23 protein-coding genes, 4 tRNA genes and 2 pseudogenes are annotated in these 19,722 nt (G+C 40.2%); 16 read left to right on the top strand and 13 right to left on the bottom strand.

Translation table 11 applies throughout. The features are described from left to right. Window positions 1–65: 65 nt before the first annotated feature. Window positions 66–605: an outer membrane beta-barrel protein gene (locus RMX89_RS01195; protein WP_322669656.1), complete on the bottom strand. Its 540-nt coding sequence runs from the start codon at window positions 603–605 to the stop codon at window positions 66–68. Window positions 606–996: 391 nt separating this feature from the next. Between RMX89_RS01195 and RMX89_RS01190 the strand changes: the two genes are divergently transcribed. Continuing rightward, entirely contained in the window at window positions 997–1,938 is a 942-nt protein-coding gene (locus tag RMX89_RS01190; RefSeq protein ID WP_322687632.1) for an ADP-ribosylglycohydrolase family protein, read from the top strand. A gap of 75 nt (window positions 1,939–2,013) precedes the next feature. Here RMX89_RS01190 and RMX89_RS01185 read toward each other — a convergent pair whose 3' ends face one another. The 3 genes from RMX89_RS01185 to RMX89_RS01175 all read right to left on the bottom strand — a co-directional run bounded on the left by RMX89_RS01185 (window position 2,014) and on the right by RMX89_RS01175 (window position 4,694). Further along, window positions 2,014–3,021: a transposase gene (locus RMX89_RS01185; RefSeq protein ID WP_322687631.1), complete on the bottom strand. Its 1,008-nt coding sequence runs from the start codon at window positions 3,019–3,021 to the stop codon at window positions 2,014–2,016. A 21-nt stretch (window positions 3,022–3,042) separates the two neighbouring features. Next, on the bottom strand, window positions 3,043–3,894 hold the full coding sequence (locus tag RMX89_RS01180; RefSeq protein ID WP_322669653.1) for a hypothetical protein: 852 nt from the start codon (window positions 3,892–3,894) through the stop codon (window positions 3,043–3,045). Window positions 3,895–4,034: 140 nt separating this feature from the next. Further along, entirely contained in the window at window positions 4,035–4,694 is a 660-nt protein-coding gene (locus RMX89_RS01175; RefSeq protein WP_322669652.1) for an Npun_F0813 family protein, read from the bottom strand. Between the two features lie 358 nt (window positions 4,695–5,052). Here RMX89_RS01175 and RMX89_RS01170 point away from each other — a divergent pair. The 3 genes from RMX89_RS01170 to RMX89_RS01160 all read left to right on the top strand — a co-directional run bounded on the left by RMX89_RS01170 (window position 5,053) and on the right by RMX89_RS01160 (window position 6,304). Continuing rightward, window positions 5,053–5,125, top strand: a tRNA-Arg gene (locus RMX89_RS01170). A gap of 72 nt (window positions 5,126–5,197) precedes the next feature. Then, window positions 5,198–5,884 (top strand): group I intron-associated PD-(D/E)XK endonuclease, encoded by a 687-nt coding sequence (locus RMX89_RS01165; protein ID WP_322687630.1) that lies wholly within the window; start codon window positions 5,198–5,200, stop codon window positions 5,882–5,884. A 24-nt stretch (window positions 5,885–5,908) separates the two neighbouring features. Next, window positions 5,909–6,304 (top strand): hypothetical protein, encoded by a 396-nt coding sequence (locus tag RMX89_RS01160; protein WP_322687629.1) that lies wholly within the window; start codon window positions 5,909–5,911, stop codon window positions 6,302–6,304. A gap of 420 nt (window positions 6,305–6,724) precedes the next feature. Here RMX89_RS01160 and RMX89_RS01155 read toward each other — a convergent pair. From RMX89_RS01155 to nadA, 3 genes are all read right to left on the bottom strand, one after another. Then, a tRNA-Thr gene (locus RMX89_RS01155) sits at window positions 6,725–6,796 on the bottom strand. Between the two features lie 87 nt (window positions 6,797–6,883). Further along, window positions 6,884–6,969 (bottom strand) — tRNA-Tyr (locus tag RMX89_RS01150). Window positions 6,970–7,093: 124 nt separating this feature from the next. Next, window positions 7,094–8,065 (bottom strand): quinolinate synthase NadA, encoded by a 972-nt coding sequence (nadA, locus tag RMX89_RS01145; RefSeq protein WP_322687628.1) that lies wholly within the window; start codon window positions 8,063–8,065, stop codon window positions 7,094–7,096. 149 nt (window positions 8,066–8,214) lie between these two features. Between nadA and RMX89_RS01140 the strand changes: the two genes are divergently transcribed. The 4 genes from RMX89_RS01140 (at window position 8,215) to RMX89_RS01125 (ending at window position 10,319) form a co-directional block, all read left to right on the top strand. Next, window positions 8,215–9,135, top strand: a complete 921-nt coding sequence (locus RMX89_RS01140; RefSeq protein ID WP_322687627.1) for a TIGR04168 family protein — start codon at window positions 8,215–8,217, stop codon at window positions 9,133–9,135. Window positions 9,136–9,269: 134 nt separating this feature from the next. After that, window positions 9,270–9,354 (top strand) — tRNA-Ser (locus tag RMX89_RS01135). Between the two features lie 395 nt (window positions 9,355–9,749). After that, window positions 9,750–9,932, top strand: coding sequence for a hypothetical protein (locus tag RMX89_RS01130; RefSeq protein WP_322687626.1), 183 nt, complete (start codon window positions 9,750–9,752; stop codon window positions 9,930–9,932). 21 nt (window positions 9,933–9,953) lie between these two features. Next, window positions 9,954–10,319 (top strand): hypothetical protein, encoded by a 366-nt coding sequence (locus RMX89_RS01125; RefSeq protein ID WP_322687625.1) that lies wholly within the window; start codon window positions 9,954–9,956, stop codon window positions 10,317–10,319. A 296-nt stretch (window positions 10,320–10,615) separates the two neighbouring features. Here RMX89_RS01125 and RMX89_RS01120 read toward each other — a convergent pair whose 3' ends face one another. Both RMX89_RS01120 and RMX89_RS01115 read right to left on the bottom strand, forming a co-directional pair. After that, complete coding sequence (locus tag RMX89_RS01120; protein ID WP_322687624.1) at window positions 10,616–10,789, bottom strand: hypothetical protein; 174 nt, start codon at window positions 10,787–10,789, stop codon at window positions 10,616–10,618. Between the two features lie 48 nt (window positions 10,790–10,837). Next, a pseudogene (locus RMX89_RS01115) lies at window positions 10,838–11,242 on the bottom strand (transposase); the annotation flags it as partial. A gap of 95 nt (window positions 11,243–11,337) precedes the next feature. Between RMX89_RS01115 and RMX89_RS01110 the strand changes: the two are divergent. The 4 genes from RMX89_RS01110 (at window position 11,338) to RMX89_RS01095 (ending at window position 13,222) form a co-directional block, all read left to right on the top strand. After that, window positions 11,338–11,568 (top strand): hypothetical protein, encoded by a 231-nt coding sequence (locus RMX89_RS01110; protein ID WP_322687623.1) that lies wholly within the window; start codon window positions 11,338–11,340, stop codon window positions 11,566–11,568. Between the two features lie 312 nt (window positions 11,569–11,880). Continuing rightward, window positions 11,881–12,150 (top strand): hypothetical protein, encoded by a 270-nt coding sequence (locus RMX89_RS01105; protein WP_322687622.1) that lies wholly within the window; start codon window positions 11,881–11,883, stop codon window positions 12,148–12,150. Continuing rightward, a complete protein-coding gene (locus tag RMX89_RS01100; RefSeq protein ID WP_322687621.1) occupies window positions 12,147–12,608 on the top strand; it encodes a type II toxin-antitoxin system VapC family toxin in 462 nt (153 codons plus the stop codon). The genes RMX89_RS01105 and RMX89_RS01100 overlap by 4 nt, the downstream gene beginning before the upstream one ends. A gap of 167 nt (window positions 12,609–12,775) precedes the next feature. After that, a complete protein-coding gene (locus RMX89_RS01095) occupies window positions 12,776–13,222 on the top strand; it encodes a thioesterase family protein (protein ID WP_322687620.1) in 447 nt (148 codons plus the stop codon). Here RMX89_RS01095 and RMX89_RS01090 read toward each other — a convergent pair. From RMX89_RS01090 to menA, 3 genes are read right to left on the bottom strand one after another with little or no spacing between them, the layout of a single operon-like run. Further along, complete coding sequence (locus RMX89_RS01090; protein ID WP_322687619.1) at window positions 13,215–14,657, bottom strand: 2-succinylbenzoate--CoA ligase; 1,443 nt, start codon at window positions 14,655–14,657, stop codon at window positions 13,215–13,217. The two genes, RMX89_RS01095 and RMX89_RS01090, sit on opposite strands and share 8 nt — an antisense overlap. After that, window positions 14,642–15,667: an o-succinylbenzoate synthase gene (locus RMX89_RS01085; RefSeq protein ID WP_322687618.1), complete on the bottom strand. Its 1,026-nt coding sequence runs from the start codon at window positions 15,665–15,667 to the stop codon at window positions 14,642–14,644. Before RMX89_RS01085 ends, RMX89_RS01090 begins: the two co-directional genes overlap by 16 nt. A 13-nt stretch (window positions 15,668–15,680) precedes the next feature. Beyond that, on the bottom strand, window positions 15,681–16,577 hold the full coding sequence (gene menA / locus RMX89_RS01080) for a 2-carboxy-1,4-naphthoquinone phytyltransferase (RefSeq protein ID WP_322669640.1): 897 nt from the start codon (window positions 16,575–16,577) through the stop codon (window positions 15,681–15,683). A gap of 310 nt (window positions 16,578–16,887) precedes the next feature. Here menA and RMX89_RS01075 point away from each other — a divergent pair, with 310 nt between their 5' ends. The 4 genes and pseudogenes from RMX89_RS01075 to RMX89_RS34420 form a co-directional block, all read left to right on the top strand. Beyond that, complete coding sequence (locus RMX89_RS01075) at window positions 16,888–18,303, top strand: isochorismate synthase MenF (protein WP_322687617.1); 1,416 nt, start codon at window positions 16,888–16,890, stop codon at window positions 18,301–18,303. 19 nt (window positions 18,304–18,322) lie between these two features. Beyond that, window positions 18,323–18,739 (top strand): element excision factor XisH family protein, encoded by a 417-nt coding sequence (locus RMX89_RS01070; RefSeq protein WP_322687616.1) that lies wholly within the window; start codon window positions 18,323–18,325, stop codon window positions 18,737–18,739. Continuing rightward, window positions 18,727–19,062 carry a XisI protein gene (locus RMX89_RS01065; protein ID WP_322687615.1) on the top strand — a complete coding sequence of 112 codons (336 nt, stop codon included), beginning with the start codon at window positions 18,727–18,729 and terminating at the stop codon, window positions 19,060–19,062. The genes RMX89_RS01070 and RMX89_RS01065 overlap by 13 nt, the downstream gene beginning before the upstream one ends. A gap of 11 nt (window positions 19,063–19,073) precedes the next feature. Next, a pseudogene (locus RMX89_RS34420) lies at window positions 19,074–19,187 on the top strand (hypothetical protein); the annotation flags it as partial. Window positions 19,188–19,230: 43 nt separating this feature from the next. Here the strand turns inward: RMX89_RS34420 and RMX89_RS01060 are convergent. Next, window positions 19,231–19,662, bottom strand: a complete 432-nt coding sequence (locus RMX89_RS01060) for a hypothetical protein (protein WP_322687614.1) — start codon at window positions 19,660–19,662, stop codon at window positions 19,231–19,233. Window positions 19,663–19,722 lie beyond the last annotated feature (60 nt).

Here is a 19,722-nt window from a genome sequence, read left to right as displayed (position 1 = left end):
AGTGAAGAAGTGCTGAGTCCTAAGTACTAAGTAAAGTATAAACTGACTGAGGACTCAATAATTTTTTATTTGAAGCGATAGCCAAGACCACCGTTGATGGTAACAGCAGAAGCATCACTATTTTGGTAGGCACCAAGTCCTACTTTAGCGTTAGTGTAGACGAGGAAGTTATTAGCAACTTCCGATTCAACACCAGCACCTACCACTACTGAATCTTTGTTACCTATAGGAGTTGGTGAGCCATCTTTCTCTACAAAAGAATAACCACCAGTTAAATAAGCATTAGTTCTATTAGCGATAGGCACATCCACAGAAACTTCTGGGATAATGGCACTTGTCTTATCACTCCAGAGGACATTACCGCGTGCAGAAAATGGCGTAGTTCCTAATTTCACGCGACCTGTAACATTACCACCAAATGTGGCATCATCGTTGATACCTTGTCCGCCACTGGTAACGCCAGCGGCAACACCAGCACCAACATAGCTAGCATCAGTACCCTTTTTAGTTTCAGCAGAAGCTTGACCAGCTGATAGAACAAAAGGAGCAACTATTAAGGAAGACAATGCTGAAATTGTCACGAAAGACTTGAGTAAGCGTTTCATAATTTTTACCAAATTTTGTATTTTTTACTTGTATATTCCAGGTCGAAAATAAAGTGATAATGTTCCAAATAATTCTCAACTTTTATTAAAAAATTGTTGTTGTTAATGTATAACGCTTACAGGATAACTATCCCTTAAATTGATAAATAAGCTGTTATAATTACATCTCAATGTCTTTACATTCTGTCTGTTTGTTCCCCCAATAGACGCTTTTAAAACTGTCACAATATTTGGAACTAAAAATAAGTCGGGATATGGTAAATAAAATACCCGATTAATAATTTTTGCCTACCTTTTCACAGATGATGAAGTAGGCTGTAACATCTGTTGCAACAAGCTATAGAGGGAATCTATAAAGTTAATTTTGAGCAATTCTTGTGGAGATTGAATAATGCTAACCGCTACAAAAACGTTATCTGGTTTGATGGGTTTATGTGTCGGTGATGCGTTGGGTGTGCCGGTGGAGTTTACTAGCCGTGCTGAACGAGTAAAATCTCCAGTGACAACGATGCAAGGTTATGGCACATGGAATCAACCACCAGGAACTTGGTCAGATGACAGTTCCTTAAGCTTTTGCTTGGCAGAATGCCTTTGTCGGGGGTATTCGTTGGATGCGATAGCCAATTCCTTCTGGCGCTGGTATAAGGAGGCTTACTGGACTCCCCGTGGCGATGTCTTTGATATTGGTCAAACTACCCACACAGCAATTATGCGCCTGAAACAGGGAGTTGTTCCCCATCAGGCCGGTGGTAAGGTTGAAAATACTAATGGCAATGGTTCTTTAATGAGAATCTTGCCGATGGCTTATTGTCACAGAAGCTTAACTTTAGCCGAATTGCTAGCGCGGGTGCATGATGTTTCGGCAATTACCCATGCTCATGCGCGATCGCAAATGGCCTGTGGCATTTATATTAGTATTGCAGTGGCGCTCTTGGAAGGGGCTGACCTCCAAACAGCTTATTTACAAGGACTGCAAGATATCCAAACAATTTATTCTGTCCGAGAATTTTTGTTAGAGAAGCCGCATTTTGGCAGAATTTTCAGTGGTGAGATTGCCAAGATACCAGTGGAAGAGATTAATTCTGGTGGCTATGTGATTGATACTTTAGAATCATCCCTGTGGTGTTTGTTAAATAGCTCGTCTTATTCTGAAGCTGTACTGAAAGCTGTCAACTTAGGCGGAGATACAGATACTACCGCTGCTGTCACTGGTGGATTAGCGGGAATTTACTACGGGGTGGAAAATATTCCCAAACAATGGATAAATCAAATTGCTCGTAGACAGGACATTATTTACTTAGCAGAACGTTTTGCAAGGGCTGTCTACACTTAGGTTAGGAGTTAAAAGTTAAGAGTTAAGAATTATGAAACTCTAAACTCCTAACTCCTAACTCCTAACTTATAACTCTTAAACCGTAGACAAAGAATAGACCTGACCATCAATTAGCAGTCGTGTAATGCCCTTAGCTTGGAGATGAGTCCGAGCCTTATGCAGCATTTTACTATCAGGAACTTTAATCACGCGATCGCGTTTAGTAGAAAAACGCTTGGCGACACGATGGTTATCAAACACCGGCAGAGTTCTTTGCTGGGTTTCCAGGCTGGGAATTTGTCCCAAATCACCAAAGTCCTTCAGAGGTCGCGTAATTAATTCTGAGGAACGGTCAATTACCAAATAGCAAGTTTTGGGCAAATTGGCTATCGACAGTGGTAAAACTTCAACTGATGCTTCACCTGGTCTTCTTCTTGTAACTAAAGGTCTTTGCTCATCCAGGTCATCATCATCAAAGTCTTCTTCCTCAAAGTCGTCATCCTCTAAATCATCATCATCTAAATCATCCAAATCTTCGGATTCGTCGAGCAAATCTTCGCCCAGCATGTGCGCGATAACAGCCGCTCCTGGATGTTCATTCTTTAGCGGTGGGATGGGGATGCTGACTATTTCCGGCGGCTTTGGCTCTGGAGTTTCTAATTTATCTGCTGTGACTCGGAGTTTCGGTTTTTCCGCCGCCGAGGGGCGTCGTCGCACTCTTCTACTAGCAGCAATTGACTCCGCCGTTTCCTCTGAGTACACTTCCTGCTCTACACGAATTATTTTACGTGGTAGTGGCTCAACCTTTGGCACTTCCAAGGGTTGGCTTTCGCTGGGTGGAACTTCTATCTCCGGCTCTGGTTCTGGTTGACTCAGCAGTGGTAACTGCTCGTAGCTCACCTGTGCCCTTCCTTCAGGAGTTCTCGCAGCCCGCTTTAAGGAGACTAAATATTCATACTCATCTTCTGGCAAAGTGCTTTTGAGCAGGCGACTAATTGTCGAATTACTCACACCATAGCGGTCTGCCAAAGTTGAGGTTGTTTCAGCAGTCTCTCGATATAACTTCAGAATTTCTTGCTTGTCAGAGTCTGTTAGTTTTCTCACGGTAGATACCAAAAATCTTTACTAAGCTCGTTTACGTCCGCTGGTACGCCGCGTTCGTCTTAGTGATGCGTCATATTCTAAGGCAGCGCCCATACCAAATAACACTCCACTAAACACCCAAAACACTTCTAATATTTCTCCACTTTGATAATTGGGGCCTTGGGCATATTTAAACCACATATCTGCAATGTAGAGCGAAAAGGCCGCCGCTGCAATCATTCGCCAAGACTGGGAAACTCTTCCCCCCCAAAAGGCTAGTAGCAGAGTGGTAGCAATAATTAACAAAACTACATCGCTAACTACGTAAAACCAATTCAAAATAGCGACTAGCAGTTCTGAGGGTGTTTCTTGTTGCATAGAAATCCACCATGCCAACAAACTACCGAACACTGCAATTGCTAATACAATTAGCCACTGCCATTTTTCCAGATTGATTCGCCTGGAAGCCACAGCTAAAATCATGCCTGCGCCAAGTAATAGATAAGTCAGTACAAAAAATATATCGCCCACAGACACATCCGGTTCATCTTTTAAAACTATTTCGGTATAGCCGAAAATTATCCCTCCAACGAAATAAGAAAGCATACCTAGCCCAATTAAGAGCCAAACATTTCGGCCACTGACGATTTGCGGACTCAGCCAGTTCCTCAAGCATAAGATACTGGCACCCAAATAAGCTAAAGCTTCAAAAATATTTGTGCCAATCACATACCATTCGGCTCGGCTTTCGATGCCATCGGCTCCAGGAACTTTGGCACTAAATAACAAAAAGTATAGCAGTGCCAGTACGGCCCAGCCAATATTAGCTAAGACAATGTTCTGAGTAGTGAAAATTGATTTAGAAAGGAACGAATTCTCGTAAGAGTTACTCATAGGACTTGACTATGTAGATGCACTCTGGCAGTATTTTGAGTTAAAGGACTGTATATCTAGCAGTGTGTCTATCAGGTAATACACAATCGGACACCAAAAGCAAGTGCCAGTGGCAGGAATTTTGTGAAAAAATTTCCCTGCTACTGCCATAGTTTACCCAGTGGCGATTGATTTAGCCAAGTGATAAACAGCGATCGCTCGGCTTCTGGCATATCTTCTAGCTTATAAATTACTTGTTTGGTAAAATTAGCATTGCCAAAATAGGCTTTTCCTAATCTATGCAGTTCTTGTAACAGGATAACTACATGGTTTTCTTGCCAATCAGGTATTTTAGCTGTTGGCAAAGGATTAGTAGATACCAGATATTTCACTGCTTCTAAAGAAGATGCTTGGGGAAATTGTTTTTGCTTGAACACCTCCGCAATATCTTTTTCAAATAATGCAGCTTGTCTAGCACCTAAAAACTCTTCAATGTCGATAGAAACACCCTGCAACAGCAAAATACCGGCTTGGATTAAAATCGCCGTTTTGCCATGATTACCTGTGTCACTATCTAGTTGCTCTAAACGGATTTTACCCCAAACACTAAAGCGTTCCGGTTCCTCCAGCAAAACACAGGCTTTACCTCGGTTATCCGTTAATTCTCTCCATAAGGCTCTAGCTTCTTCCTCTTGACTAGCTTTGAAAACACTAATCAAGCGGAAAGTCTGCCCTTGATAACTAAGAATCGGCACCTGCTGATCCTTTTTTGGGTGCTGAATGCTTGATATTTCAACATCCTGCCGTTTGAGAATAAACATGGCACTAGCAAATAACTCCTCACAGGGGCACTCTTAATATGGAATATATAATGGCATTTGGCAGTATCGCCAAGGCTGAAATTACCTAGCATACTGTAGGAATGAGCCTCGCGATCGCCAGATTCTTCCCGAAGGTAGCCGCCCAGAGGACGTTAGCGCTAACGGGCAAATAACCCCTTGACAACACAATATATCTAAACCAATACCCCATCTGTTTCGTTTTCAGTGTAGATTGCACTAACTAGCGACTAGCATCTTAGCCTTGCTAGTGGTAAATCTGCAATTTTCGATTGCTTCTTGTTACGTCGAAACGATATAATAGTTAAGATGACTCTTTTGGGAGCCATTATTTTGTTTTGGGCGCGTAGCTCAGTGGATAGAGCCACGGATTTCTAATCCGTTGGTCGCAGGTTCGAACCCTGCCGCGCTCGTTTTAACTTAATACGAACCCTAAAAAAGCCTTTTCATGCTAATTTACCAAATAGGCTTGAGAGTTCATATAAATGCACCACACAAAAGATAAAGGCGATCTAGCAGCTGCTAAAGTGATAGCAGATTTAGTCGAGAAAGAATATTCGGTTTTTGTACCAGTAGTAACTGAACATGCACCCTTTGATTTGATTGCCTACAAAGATGGCAAATGTTACAGAATTCAAGCTAAGTACAGTTGTGATGGCACATTGAAAAATAAAAGCAATTGGGCAGACAAGAATGGTTGTCATGAGAAAAAATATAAATCTGATGACTTTGATTTCTATGGTCTTTATTTGCCAGATATAAACAAAGTAGTATATCCATCAATCACGTTTGGCGGTTGCGGTATCAGGACAACGCCACCTAAATCACCTAATCCTTTTTATTGGTGGGAAGATTTTACAGATTTAACTGAAGTAGCACTTAAGCGAACCTACAAGGAGTTTGGCGTTGACTTAACAACTAGAAAGGTTAACCCAGACTCTAGGATTCATACCAGAAAAGTAGAAAGGCCATCTAAAGAAGAACTAGAAAAACTAGTTTGGAAAAAGCCAACAGCGCAAATTGGGAAAGATTTTGGCGTATCTGATAAGGCTGTAGAAAAGTGGTGTAAGGCTTATGGGATAGAAAAGCCACCTAGAGGGTATTGGGTAAAGAAAGCTTATGGAACAGTAGAAGGACAGTTAACAATCATGACGAAGATTGAAACTTATTGAGTCTACTCAAAAAAATCTAAATAAATGAAAACTTTTTTATATACATCAGATATTCCATCTAATCGGAGTGAGGTTTTAGACTCCCTTAAGGGACTTGTGATACTTAATTTGACTAGATATAGTTGGGAGCCACCTGATAGGGCGGTTCTGGAATACGGCATTGAAGCAAAAGAAGTTTTTTCACTGACAGCCGGCTGTCTTATTATGAGCTTTGACTCAGGGCTAGTTATTGGATATGGAAGTCAACCATCAAAAAACTCAGTTACTATCTGGGTTGAGAAAAACGAGGCTGGTGAAACAAGTGAAGAACTAGCTGAAGAAGATAACGAGCTTTATCCAGTAGATGCAAGAGATGCAGTATACAGTAATAATTTTTGGGCTAGGTTTGTAGGGCAACGTATATCAAATATAACTATTTGAAAAAGAAGTTACAGCAGCGCACTATACGCAGATATTGCAAATGAAATTGGATTACTCCTTGAGGTAGAAGATGGGAGTAGATTTATCGCTTCTCACGGATTACATGACGATTCGGATGATTTTTCGGTAATTCAGGAATCACAGATTGATAATGAAATTCGTAATCAGATCCAAGGACTTTAGAGGAGAAAGTGAAAAAAGGGCGTTGCTCAATAGTAGGATAAATGTCTCTGCGGCTTATACTGAGCCTACAAAATCATAGCCAAATCATAGCCAAAAAAACAACCTGGATATCCCAAATTCTGATCTGATAGTCAAAATAGTCACAAATACAAATAAGATAATTAGCTTTTTAACATTTGAATTCCTTCAAAAGCTTGAAGCCCTTGCTTTTACGTTGATTATTTTATCAATTTAAAAAGCCCGTGACGAGGATTGAACTCGTGACCTCACCCTTACCAAGGGTGTGCTCTACCACTGAGCCACACGGGCAAAAGATAACTTCTGTTTTTTAGTTGTAAGTTACAATGCTGGGAGCTTTGCTCTTAACCCAGTCATTATAACTTATAACTTCGTAAGTGGTGGGCCGGGCTGGATTTGAACCAGCGTAGGCGCTAGCCAACGGATTTACAGTCCGTCTCCATTAACCACTCGGACACCGACCCGATTTGTCTCACGATTTAACATATTAGCACCATGATTTAGAAATTGCAAGTAATTATAAAAAACAACTTGCGGGTAGAGATCGCAACAAAACTGCGTCTCTACCATTTGTATAAAAAATACTGCTTACACGCTCATCTCCAGCATTCGTTGCATTGGTCGCAGTGCAGCCAGCCGAATACCCTCTGACATGGTAATTTCAGGAGTACGATTTTTCATTGCCCAGTAAAGCTTTTCTAGGGTGTTTAATCGCATAAACGGACATTCGTTACAAGCACAGTTATTCATCGGCGGTGCAGGAATAAAACGCTTGTCAGGAGCTAGTTTTTGCATTTGGTGAATGATTCCAGGCTCTGTAGCAACGATAAATTCTTTGGTGGGGCTGTTTTGACAATACTTGAGTAAAGCGGCTGTGGAGCCAATAAAACTGGCGTGGCGTAATACACTACTTTCACATTCTGGATGTGCGATCGCCTCTGCTTCGGGATGGGCAATTTTTAACTGGACAATTTTCTTTTCCGAAAAGGTTTCATGGACAATACAGCTACCTTGCCATAGCACCAAATCTCGTCCAGTCTGTTCCATAACATACCGCCCCAAATTCCGATCTGGGGCAAAAATAATCGGCTGTTCTTTCGGTATCTGCTGCACAATTTTCACAGCGTTGGAACTAGTACAAATAATATCGCTCATTGCCTTGATATCAGCAGAACAGTTGATGTAAGACACCACCAAATGATCTGGATGCGCTGCTTTAAAAGCTGCGAATTCGTCTGCTGGACAACTGTCGGCTAAAGAACAACCAGCATTCAAATCTGGTAAAAGTACTAATTTATCAGGATTAAGTATCTTTGCTGTTTCTGCCATGAAGTGAACACCAGCAAAGACAATTACATCAGCATTAGTCTTTTCGGCGGCTCTTGCCAGTTGTAATGAATCCCCAATAAAGTCTGCAATATCCTGAATATCTGGCTCTTGATAATAATGCGCCAGGATAACGGCGTTGAGTTCTTTTTTGAGACTCTGAATCGCGGCAAACAAATCTAGTGGTACACCCAGTTGGGTGTTTTCTCGTTGAGCTAGTGCAGTGGTAAACACAGTTTAGGGGTGCTTTATGTTGCAAATGTATGTCCTGTGGATTCAATTATAGTAGTTTTTACCAAAAATAGTGGACGGTTGATATTTTGGGGTTGTGTCCAAATCGGGCTGAGTTTCATATCCTGGAGATAGACGGCAAGGAAAGTGGCATGACCAGTCAAGAAACTCAATCGATAAACCTCAAAATTGCTGTAGTTGGAGATATTCACGACCAATGGGAAGTGGAAGATGGCGTTGCACTCAAGCATTTGGGTGTTGACTTAGTGCTGTTTGTCGGGGATTTTGGCAATGAATCGGTGGAAGTGGTCAGAGCGATCGCTTCTCTCGATATTCCCAAAGCAGCCGTGATGGGCAACCACGATGCCTGGTACACCGCCACCGAATGGGGACGCAAAAAGGCTCCTTATGACCGCTCTAAGGAAGACTGGGTACAGGAACAACTCGATTTATTAGGTTCGTCCCATGTTGGTTACGGTAAGCTGGATTTTCCTGCTTGGAATTTAACTGTAGTGGGGGGTCGTCCCTTTACTTGGGGTGGCCCAGAGTGGAAATTCGCGGAAATCTGTAAAGAACGTTACGGTGTGACGAGTTTGGAAGAATCCGCCGATCGCATCTTCAAAGCTGTTAAAAGCGCCGCTTACGAGACAATTATATTTTTGGGTCACAATGGGCCGAGTGGGTTAGGCGATCGCCCCGAAGACCCCTGCGGCAAAGACTGGCATCCAATTGGCGGCGACTTTGGCGATCCAGATTTGGGCGAGGCGATTTCTCAAGCCTTGACTGCTGGTAAAACCATTCCTTTGGTGACATTTGGTCACATGCACCGAGATTTACGCCATACCAAGAAGGTGCAGCGCAAACCCATCTTTAGAAGTCCAGAGGGGACAATTTACTTAAATGCGGCTAGTGTCCCCAGGATTGTGGAAAATGACGGCGAGAAGTTGCGTAATTTTTCCATTGTCACCCTAGAGGCGGGTGTGGTTTCACAAGTTTCCTTAGTTTGGGTGGGGAATGACTTTCAGGTGGCTAAAGGGGAAATTTTGTATGAGCGATCGCGCATTGTGTCGTAGATATTCGCATCCAGTAGTGCAATCTGCGTAGATAATAGGGTATAGTATGATCTGTCAAGTTTAGTGCTAACCAACAAAAGCGCCTGAATAGCGTCTGAAACTAGTAGGATCAGCACAAGTTTGACAGATTTACTGGAGAGGTGGCAGAGTGGTCGATTGCGTCCGACTTGAAATCGGATGAGGCTAAAACCTCCGGGAGTTCGAATCTCCCCCTCTCCGTTGAATATTTTGCGAATAGTAGCAGCCAATGATAGTCATGATGTAATCATGATTATGTTTTTCAATTTCCAGCTTAAACCTAATGTTTGACAAGAGCTTTAAACATAGAGATATTTTAACAGAGATACTTTTATCAAATTTCGGCTACTAAGTAAGTCGGCACGAGAAAACCAATGTATGTTGAGTTTTGTAAAAATCTGAGAATGATTTATTCATAAGCTCTTTGATGATTTCACATTTTGTTATACAAGTTGATTTTTTAACGCTGACTTACTTAGGCAATCTGAGTGAGTTGATCTGTTTGTTTTTTCCGGAATTAGGATTTTGAGGTTTGTGGTTATCTTTGACCCATTCAAACAACTAAGTTTCCTGGTTTAATAATCAGAGTATAATTTATGAGTGACAATAAACAGCAAAGTGGTTTCTGGACAAGCTTCTCTAGCATTTTGACCGCTTTAGGCGGAGGTGTTGGGGTTGCAGCTATTCTTGCAGCTGTATTCTCAAACGTACATCCATCAACATCAATACAAGCTAATACTTCATCAACAAATCCACCTACTTCTTCACCCGTTCTTTAGGAGACGCAGGGAAAGTTTACAGTGGTAGCTAAGAGTCAACTAGGTCAAGCCTTTGCTAATCCGCAATCCTCGACTAGAACATTTCACTTCTTTGCTACGGGTAAGTGGACATACAACCCAAACGAGGGTCTTAATGGTCCTGATGGAAATAACAAATATCCTAGAGCTGGTGAAAACTACAATTTGCCTGGTTCTCCAGAGGGAGCTTTGATAGTTCGTCAGAAAGGCGAATACAATCTTATTGGAGATAGTCAAACCTTAACTTTAGACCCAAATGAAAAAGTTTACTTCACAATCAACGATACTGGAAAGAGTAATAACGGTGATGCGTTCAGTGATAATAAAGGCAATTTAACTGTTGAGTGGAATTGCGAGGATTGTAAGTAGTAACTGTGGTAATGATCTCAAACTGAATTTCAAATTTCCAAGAGAAGCTGGCTCTGTTTGTAGAGCCAGTTATTTATAGCGATTCTCGTTTGGATGCAATACACTCTGATCTCTCTCCAAACCTCTCTCCTAAAAGGAAAGAGGTTTGGAATCTTACTCCCCAATGCTAGTAGGGAAGGGGGTGGGGGTTAGCTCTGTATTCCATGAAATTGAGAATCGCTATATACGTCTGAGGGCAATTTGCCAAAACTTCTTAAGTAGGTGGGCGTGGAAAAAACAATATATGTAAAGCAATCTTAAGAAGAAAGATGGTTGTTGAATTTGAAACGTTCTGTACCGTAATTATTTCGTTCTCCTCTGGCTTCTATCCCATCAATAACTGCATAAGCTAGGTCTAATTTGTCATCAAACATCTGTCCAGAAATTTCATGTTTTTTGAGTTGTTGCCACTCTAGTTCAATTCTATTCATCTCTAAACAATATGTAGGCAGAAAGAAAATATATAATCCCATGTGTTACCACTGAGTCCAATATTGTTGTACATCAAGAGATTTATGTATGGAACCATTATCTTGAACTATTACTCTTATACGTCCAGTCGCCTTGATTTGTTCTTCTGCCTGAATAGCCTCATATTCCATCATTTTCATATAAGATTCACTAGTGATGCTACCAATAACTAAGCCATAAATAAAACTTACTAATGGTTGAAACAAACCAAGAATACTCAATCTTCTACCACGTCGTTTACTTTGCTCTAAGCGCTTTTGTTCCCCTATTGGATAATATGTATAACCGGGTGTACACCACATACAAAAGCCTGATTCATCTAGATATTTCAGGTCTATCTCGCCAGCCGCCGCAGCTAGCTCTAGCATTTCAAGGTCTGCCTGTTTGAGCTTTCGTGTTACAGGATCGCGCTTCCATATTTTATACCTGTTTTCATAATTTATCCGTATTTCCTTATTGTTACACATTTTGGTTTTTCCCCGCCCAGCTACTTACAAGCAATGAAGATATGTTAAATGAAATATCTCAAAGAAGAAACGCTTTAGAACCAAAGTTAAGGAAAATAGTTCGTACTCAGTTAAAGGCCAAATACGGGGAGAATCAAGCAAGAGAGAAATTATTAGTTTATTTTAGTAAAGAGGAGCAAAAAAAGTATAATCACCTAGCTTATAAAGATTTGTTCGATCCTGAGAAGATAAACATATATTTTGAATTTGTGAGAAATATAATCAAAAAATAATGGGCAACTTTTGAACACATTTTTTCACGTAAGCAAGATGAATTTAATTCAAAAATGGAAGCTATAAACAAGTATAGGGCTGATGCACATGCAAAACAGATAACACAAGATAAGATGGGTCACTTTAGAGACTGTATGACATGGATTGAAACCCATGTAAACGATTTTTTAAAAGACTAAAACTTAAATATTATTTAACCTCTATAATTAAAGATTGAAATACGTTCTTAGAAAGCAAAAAGTATAATCACCCTCTATCCCCTATGAACATCATGCTACCATTACCAATAAATTATTTTGGGAGTTTGATCAATGACTACCCTTTATGCGCTAAACATACCTGATGAGTTATACGAACAACTGCAAGAGTTAGCTAAAGCTGAAAATAGCTCAGTTGATGCTCAAGTTATTACAATATTGCAGAACGCCTTGCAGAAGACAAAAACACAATTAACTGAGGACGAAAGACGAAAAAATGTCCCAAAACTCTTAGAGGAAATCCGCCTTCGCCGTGAGAGTCGCGAAACTGATGTGGAATGGCCTGATAGTACTGCGTTAATCCGAGAAGACCGAGACAGATGACTATCCCTCTCAGGTGTGTTGTAGACGCAAGTGTAGCTATTAAGCAATTTATACCAGACGATCCACTAACTCCGAAAGTTAATCAACTGTTTGCTTATCTTGCCAATCCTCAAACTGCGATCTTTGTCCCAGACCTGTTTTACATTGAGTGTGGCAACATCATTTGGAAGTATGTCCGCGCCAGACTTTATGCTGTTGCTGATGTGCCAGCAGATTTAGCAACTCTCAAAAGCTTTCCTTTGCGTGTTGTCTCAACGGCTGACTTGATGGTGGATGCAGTTGCGATCGCATTAAATTATGGAATCTCCGCCTACGATGGCTCTTATGTCGCACTTTCTCAGCAGGTAGGTGCTAGTTTGCTGACTCTCGACGGTAAGCTGGTAAAGGCTTTAGCCGCTTCGTCTTACAATGTTTGCTCGTTTAATGACTTTGAAGTTCCGCCGTTGGAGCCAATGTAGAAGCGATCGCCTTTGCTCACCCCAAAGCATTAGATAAGACTAAACATCTTGATACAAACTCAGAATTGGGGAAATTGAATTTTTATCATCGATTTACTTAGTTGCAATAAAATTAGTTTGTAGAGTAGGCAATAATCCTACTGTTTTTTAATATTCAATTGTCAAAAATGCCTTTTACTTATAACCGCACGGTTCGCTTTCAAGATACTGATGCTGCTGGGGTAGTTTATTTTGCTAATGTTTTGGGTATTTGCCATGAAGCTTATGAAGAATCTTTAGAAGCATCAAGTATTAATCTCAAAGATTTTTTTACTAATCCTTCTGTAGCTTTCCCCATTGTTCATGCTAGTGTCGATTTTTTGCGCCCTATGTTTGGTGGGGATAAGTTACTGATTAGTTTAATTCCCCAAAAAATAGGTGTTGATAAGTTTGAAATTACTTATGAAGTAACAGTGGCTGAGGTGGTAGTTGCAAAGGCTATTACTCGCCATGTTTGTATTGATGCAAGTAGTAGAAGTAAGCAGGAATTACCTGATGAGATAGTTCAGTGGTTGGAAACGAACCGCAGAGACGCAGAGGGCGCAGAGAGAAGAAGGTCGAGAGAGATTATGTGATGGGATTTTGGAGGAATTCTGTGGCTATTTGTTGTAAGTGTTGGCGGTTAATTTTACCTTGGGAGTTGCGAGGTAGGTTTTGCTGGGGAATCCAATATTTTGGGATTTTAAATTTGCTGAGTTTGTTTTTGAGTAGGGTTTGGATTGTTAAGGCAGAGATATCTGATTTTTTGGGAATGTAAATCGCTGTTAACGCTTGTCCCCAGTGTTTATCTGGAATGCCAATGACACAAATATCAGCAACCATTTGAGTGGCTTGTATCGCTGATTCAATCTCTGCTGGGTAAATATTTTCTCCACCTGTAATAATTTTGTCGCTGTTACGTCCGACAATATTTAAATGTCCTTGTTCGTCTAAAAAGCCTAAATCATCTACTTGGAAATCAGTTTGATTTTCTCTAGTTTGAGAATAGTAACCAAGGGCTAAAGATTGAGCATGAATGGTAATATTTCCGATTTGATTGGAATTTAAAATCTCGCCTTGATGATTGCGAATAGTTACTTTTGCATGGGGAAGAATTTGACCACTGCTAATTTTACCACTAAGAAAATCATCTGGTTTGAGGGTGGCAATTTGAGAGGCGGTTTCTGTCATACCATAAGTAGGCGCTAACCGGATGCGATGAAATCTGGCTTTTTCTAGTAGTTCGTTCCATGCTGGCGCACCTCCTAAAAGTACTGTATTAAATTGGGATAACCATTCAGTTAATTCTGGATTTTCTAGAAGACGTTGTAACTGTGTTGGTACTAAAGATATGAAAAATTCTGATTGTTTAAAATTGAATATCTGACCTGTTTCTACTGCTTTGAAGGGTAGAATAGCTAGTTTCCCTCCAGTAGTGAAAGAGCGCATAAATTGCATTAAACCGCTCACGTGATACAGGGGTAATATGCAAAAAGAATTGACTTGCTTTAGTTGAAAGTATTCTGTAAATCCTTGTACTGATGCTGTGAGAGTTTCCCAAGTGTGGATGGCAAATTTAATCTGCCCCGATGAACCACCTGTGGGAATCATAATCAGTGGGCGTGGGGCATCCCTTCGGCTTCGCTCAGGGCAAGTGGGAATTGGGCATTGGTAATTATTTCCATTCCCTATTCCCCATACTTCGACTGCGCTCAGTACAAGTTCCCTATTCCCCATTCCCAAAATAATGTCTGGTTGTACTAGATCAAAGACTTGTTGCCATTCTTGTGTTCCCCAATCGGGGTTACAAAGGAAAACTGGACAATTAGCTGCACAAGCAGCAATAAAGCTTGCTAAAAATCGTAATGGTTCGCGTTCAGCTAAGATTATTTTTGGTGGTGTTCCACATTCTGAAATACGTGTTAGTTCTAAATATAATTCTTTAGCTATTTGATTAAATTGATGGCTATCATAACCGATTAGCCAATCATTTTGAGATAGCTTATTAAGACAGTTTAAAAGTCGTTCCATAAAGTTTGAAACCACGTTTGTTCTTGTTCAAAAAAATGGTCGATGCCAAAACCAATTGCCCTATTGTTTTGGGATAATTCGGCTGCAAGTTGGAGTGCTGCAAGTCTACCGATCGCAGTTTCAAATACTGACGAAAATACAGTATCAATTGGATACTGGTGGCAAAATTTTCTCAGACGAGATGGCGATCCAACTATCCCAGGTTTGATGACAAAAACCCCTCGCCAACCTTGTTGATGAGAGGCGGCGAGTTGTCCAAGTGTGGCGACAGATTCATCTAAAGCGATCGCAGTTTCATAACTCGTACTCAATTCCAACATCTGCTGAAATTGCTCAACGGGTAGCGGTTGTTCGATAAATTCAATTTCTAGGGGTAGTTCTGGATTTTCCTTGAGATTATCGCAAGTCCGCAGCCATAAGTTAGCTTCTTCATAACTGAGTCCACCGTTGGCATCTAATCGTAGTTTGGTAAAGGCTGGTAAGGTGTGTATCAATGATTCAAAAATTTTTAGTTCATCAGCGATCGCATCCACACCAATTTTCCACTTAAATGTGCGATATCCTTGCTGCCATAGAGTTTCCAATTGATTTAAAGCCGCTTTCCCAGATGGTAATAAGCCACTAAAAGATTGGGCATTGGGCATTGGGCATTGGGCATTGGGCATTGAAAAGAATTTACTTCCCCAGTTCACATTGCCTACTCCCGATTCCCAACTCCTCATCTCGTAGGCTGACTCAAAGCCAAATTGACAAGCAGGTAACTCATCTGGGATGGAGAAAATTGTTTCGTCTGTGATTTCTGCTGGGAGTTGGCGACAAAAATCTAAGGCTTGTTCTAGGGTTTCGGAACCAAACCAACTAATAGGGGCGATTTCTCCCCACCCGACTTTACCTGATTCATCAGTAAGGCGAAGAATAATACCTTCACGAATATCCCACTTACCATGATTAGTGGTAAGCGATCGCAAAAATCTTCGCTGATATGGACGAAATTTAAATTGATAACGCATCAATTAGTAATCGCTAAAGTATAAATCCCAGTCCAAGCAGCAAGCAAGCCCAGAAATGCACGGCTACGGCAATGAATTTACAGTTACTAACTTTGTCCGGCTGATTGTGATTTTCTTGGACGTGGCGGCATAATTTGAAGGCAAAGGGTAAACTTACCCAACTTAGTAACGTCCAAACTGGAAAAATCCCCAATAGCACAAATAGTAAGGTGAGGGGATAAATGCTGGCAGTAAACCAAACTAGGAGTTTGGCCCCTTTTGCTGTTCCGAGACGGACGATAGGCGATCGCTTGCCTGCGGCTATATCATCCTTAACTTGGTGAAAGTGCGAGCAAAACAAAATTAAGGTTGTGGCAATCCCGACAATTACTGAAGCTGCTAAACTTGTCATTGACCAAGTTTGCGTTTGGCTATAATATGCTGCCTCCACTGCTAAGGGGCCAAAGGCAAAAAAGCAAATAATCTCGCCTAAACCCTGATATCCTAAGCGAAAGGGAGGCCCTTGGTATGTGTAGCCTAAACCGCAACACAGCAGTATTATACCGATAACAGTTAGGTCATGTTGCCAAAAGGCGATCGCTAGTATGCCCAGCAATCCCAAACCTAAACAAAAATTTCCTATCCAAAATATTAATGGCTTATTGCCTGTTAAATTCACCAAAGAATGGTGCTTATTTTGATCGATACCTGTTTCGGAATCAAACACATCATTACTGATATTTTCCCAGGCAAGAATTAAGATTGCCGCAGCTACAAAAGTAGAAAATACTACAGTATTGAAAGTTTTAGTTTCGGCAAATGCTACTGCTGTTCCTACCCAAATGGGCATAATGGCAACGCTATACATTGGCGGTTTAATCGCTGCCATCCATAACTTAGTGTTGGGATATAAAATTTGCTTGGTAGTCATCAGTTGTGATTAATTAAATTACCGGAATATTACTCTCACTTGAGATTTTATGGTTTAAAGAGACGCTAGATATGGGTGATATATAAACAACTGTCACTTTTACTATGGCTTGTTAACCTGGTGTTGTTAATACTCACCCTCACGTTGCAGTCTCAGGCTGAAACTGTCTTATCATAGTCTGAGAACACCACAAATAAGGCAAACCCTACGCTGGTGAAATAGCAACTTAATATGTTACCTGTAAAAATACGACCACGATTAATTACACTTTAGGAAGTTAACTTAAAAAAAATTTACTATCGTTAAATCCATGACAGTTTTACCATGTCGTAGCAACTTCTTTGTAAAGCACAAAGATTTATATCAATTTCTGGTAGCAGTGCAAGAAAAGTGCGTCAAAAATAATTGCAGACAAATTGTCAGTGTTTCCCAAGAAATTGATTTAGTTGACCCTTTACTTGTATTAGATAAACTTACACAAGCAAATGAAATAAATTTTTACTTTGAGGACAGAGGTAAAGGAGAAGCGATCGCAGCAATTGATGCTGTAGCAAAATTACAGATTGATGGCTCAGACCGTTTTAATCAAGCAGAATATTTTATCAAATCTTGTCTAAAAAATATAATTAATTTTGGTAACGCAAACCAACCTTTTTCTGGGCCTCACTTTTTTTGTTATTTCAGCTTTTTTGATAAAAATGCCCAAGTAGATTATCCATTTCCATCTGCTACCATTTTTCTTCCACGTTGGCAAGTAGCTGTCAAAAATCAGCGTTGCATATTAGTAACAAATATAATTATCAATCCAGATGTAAATATTGAAAGATTGTTGGAGAAAATTCAAAATAAAATTGAATTTATCCAAACTTTAGAAAATTACTCTACTAATATTGATTATTTTTCTAGAAACTTATATAAAAAATCTCTCACAAATGCTGCTAAATTTAAACGTTCAGTAGTATCTGCTTTAGAAAAAATTCAGTCTAGTCATTTAAGCAAAATTGTATTAGCAGATATATTAGATGTAAAGTCAAGCACCCACTTTAGCCTAGTTAAATCCTTAAATAATCTTAGACAAAACCATCCTAATTGTTATATTTTTTCTACAAGTAATGGCAAAGGACAAAATTTTATTGGTGCAAGTCCAGAAAGATTAATTAGTATTAATAATCAACAGTTAATCACTGATGCTTTAGCTGGTTCTGCACCACGAGGTAAAACCCCTGCTGAAGATGCAGCTAATGCTAATCGCTTACTAAATAGTGAAAAAGAAAAGCATGAACATTCCCTAGTGCTTAATTTCATTACACAACGCCTATCCCAGTTAGGTTTATTACCGCAAATATTAGCACCGCGATTGCGACAATTATCGAATATCCAGCATTTATGGACACCAATCAGTGCTATGGTTCCCGCTGACATACACCCATTAAAGATTGTCGGACAATTGCATCCTACGCCAGCCGTTGCAGGTGCAGCACAAGATGTAGCTTGTGCCGAAATTCGTCGTTATGAAAGCTTCGAGAGAGGTTTATATGCTGCACCTCTGGGTTGGATAGATTCTCAGGGTAACTGTGAGTTTATTGTGGGAATTCGTTCAGCATTGATTGATGGCGATCGCGCCAGATTGTATGCTGGTGCTGGTATTGTGGCTGGCTCCGATCCTGACAAGGAGTTTGCAGAGGTGCAGCTTAAGCTTCAGGCGTTACTGAAAGCCTTAGTTTAAAGTTAATTACTAATCTTGTATGCCAGCTAAAGATATTTACCACAATTCTGTTAGAAACGCTCTTGAAAAAGAGAGTTGGCATATTACCAACGATCCATTTATCTTAAGATGGGGTGCAAGAGATTTATATATTGATTTAGGTGCCCAAAAGCTAATAGCAGCAGAAAAAAGCGGACAGAAAATAGCAGTAGAAGTTAAAAGCTTTATCGGTGCTTCTCCAGTAACCGAATTAGAAAAGGCTTTGGGACAATATATTTTATACTACGATATTCTCAGTCGCTTAGAACCAGACCGCCGCTTGTATCTTGCTATTCGTCAACAAACATACTTAGAATTATTTCAAGAACCAATTGGTAAGATATTGATAGAAAATCAGCGTCTTTGTTTACTCGTCTTCGATTCAGAACTAGAGGTGATTCTAAAATGGATACCTTAAATAATTATCGTAAAATAATTGAAAAAATATTAACTGAATACGCTCAACTTCCTTACGCTCACGGAGAACTAGAAAGACAGCTAATTATTGATGAAAATGCAAACCATTACCTACTACTCACACTTGGCTGGGAAAACAAACAACGAGTACATGGGTGCCTTGTCCACATTGATATTATCAATGATAAAATTTGGATTCAAAGAGATGGTACTGAAGATGGTATTGCTAACGAATTCGTCAGTGTCGGCATTCCTAAAGATCGTATTGTTCTAGCTTTTCAACCTACCGAAGTAAGAAAGTATACTGATTTTGCTGCTACATAAATTTTAAATACGGCGATCGCGTGAGATTGTATGTTGGTGCTGGTATCGTGGCTGGCTCCGCTCCTCACAAAGAGTTTGCAGAGGTGCAACTTAAACTTCAAGCTTTACTTAAAGCCTTAGTTTGACATTCAAAAAAGGGCGTTTTTAAACAGACTATTTGAGTTGATTTTAATTATCCAAAGAATTGTAGGCTTCATTCAGTTTGGCGGCTGACTCTTCTAATAAACGTTGTTCATGAGTATTTCTTGGTAACACCAGTTGGCGCTCAATACCTTGGGCGCTAATGATACATGGAAGTCCAAGAACAACTTCATTGCCAACTCCATAGTTAAAATCTGCTCTGGCCGATACTGGAAATATCTGCTTTTCATCTCGCAGGATGGTATCAACTAACTGACAAACTACTATTGATATGCCATAGCTAGTATTTCCTTTACGTTTAGAAATGTTATAACCTCGTTTACGGGTTAACTCTGCGTACTCTTGCTGAATTTCTTCCAGCGTTGCTCCTTGTGGTATGGGAAATTCAGCTAACAAAATTCCCCCAATAAATGCACTAGACCAAACGACAAACTCACTGTCTCCATGCTCTCCAATCACATAAACATGAACCTATCCCACTAATAAAATCCTTTGAACCCAGATATGGATAGTAGCAAG

The sequence above is a fragment of the Nostoc sp. DedSLP04 genome (assembly GCF_034530775.1).
Classification (GTDB): Bacteria; Cyanobacteriota; Cyanobacteriia; order Cyanobacteriales; family Nostocaceae; genus Nostoc.
This window is presented reverse-complemented; position numbering and strand designations above follow the sequence as displayed.

Excerpts from the sequence above, each read along its gene's own strand:
- RMX89_RS01120 (WP_322687624.1), bottom strand. The coding sequence starts at position 10,789 with ATGAATAGAATTGAACTAGAGTGGCAACAACTCAAAAAACATGAAATT.
- RMX89_RS01110 (WP_322687623.1), top strand. The coding sequence starts at position 11,338 with ATGTTAAATGAAATATCTCAAAGAAGAAACGCTTTAGAACCAAAGTTA.
- RMX89_RS01130 (WP_322687626.1), top strand. The coding sequence starts at position 9,750 with ATGAGTGACAATAAACAGCAAAGTGGTTTCTGGACAAGCTTCTCTAGC.
- RMX89_RS01195 (WP_322669656.1), bottom strand. The coding sequence starts at position 605 with ATGAAACGCTTACTCAAGTCTTTCGTGACAATTTCAGCATTGTCTTCC.
- RMX89_RS01105 (WP_322687622.1), top strand. The coding sequence starts at position 11,881 with ATGACTACCCTTTATGCGCTAAACATACCTGATGAGTTATACGAACAA.
- RMX89_RS01070 (WP_322687616.1), top strand. The coding sequence starts at position 18,323 with ATGCCAGCTAAAGATATTTACCACAATTCTGTTAGAAACGCTCTTGAA.
- menA (WP_322669640.1), bottom strand. The coding sequence starts at position 16,577 with ATGACTACCAAGCAAATTTTATATCCCAACACTAAGTTATGGATGGCA.
- RMX89_RS01140 (WP_322687627.1), top strand. The coding sequence starts at position 8,215 with ATGACCAGTCAAGAAACTCAATCGATAAACCTCAAAATTGCTGTAGTT.
- RMX89_RS01095 (WP_322687620.1), top strand. The coding sequence starts at position 12,776 with ATGCCTTTTACTTATAACCGCACGGTTCGCTTTCAAGATACTGATGCT.
- RMX89_RS01090 (WP_322687619.1), bottom strand. The coding sequence starts at position 14,657 with ATGGAACGACTTTTAAACTGTCTTAATAAGCTATCTCAAAATGATTGG.
- RMX89_RS01165 (WP_322687630.1), top strand. The coding sequence starts at position 5,198 with ATGCACCACACAAAAGATAAAGGCGATCTAGCAGCTGCTAAAGTGATA.
- RMX89_RS01065 (WP_322687615.1), top strand. The coding sequence starts at position 18,727 with ATGGATACCTTAAATAATTATCGTAAAATAATTGAAAAAATATTAACT.
- RMX89_RS01160 (WP_322687629.1), top strand. The coding sequence starts at position 5,909 with ATGAAAACTTTTTTATATACATCAGATATTCCATCTAATCGGAGTGAG.
- RMX89_RS01085 (WP_322687618.1), bottom strand. The coding sequence starts at position 15,667 with ATGCGTTATCAATTTAAATTTCGTCCATATCAGCGAAGATTTTTGCGA.
- RMX89_RS01190 (WP_322687632.1), top strand. The coding sequence starts at position 997 with ATGCTAACCGCTACAAAAACGTTATCTGGTTTGATGGGTTTATGTGTC.
- RMX89_RS01100 (WP_322687621.1), top strand. The coding sequence starts at position 12,147 with ATGACTATCCCTCTCAGGTGTGTTGTAGACGCAAGTGTAGCTATTAAG.
- RMX89_RS01175 (WP_322669652.1), bottom strand. The coding sequence starts at position 4,694 with ATGTTTATTCTCAAACGGCAGGATGTTGAAATATCAAGCATTCAGCAC.
- RMX89_RS01180 (WP_322669653.1), bottom strand. The coding sequence starts at position 3,894 with ATGAGTAACTCTTACGAGAATTCGTTCCTTTCTAAATCAATTTTCACT.
- RMX89_RS01075 (WP_322687617.1), top strand. The coding sequence starts at position 16,888 with ATGACAGTTTTACCATGTCGTAGCAACTTCTTTGTAAAGCACAAAGAT.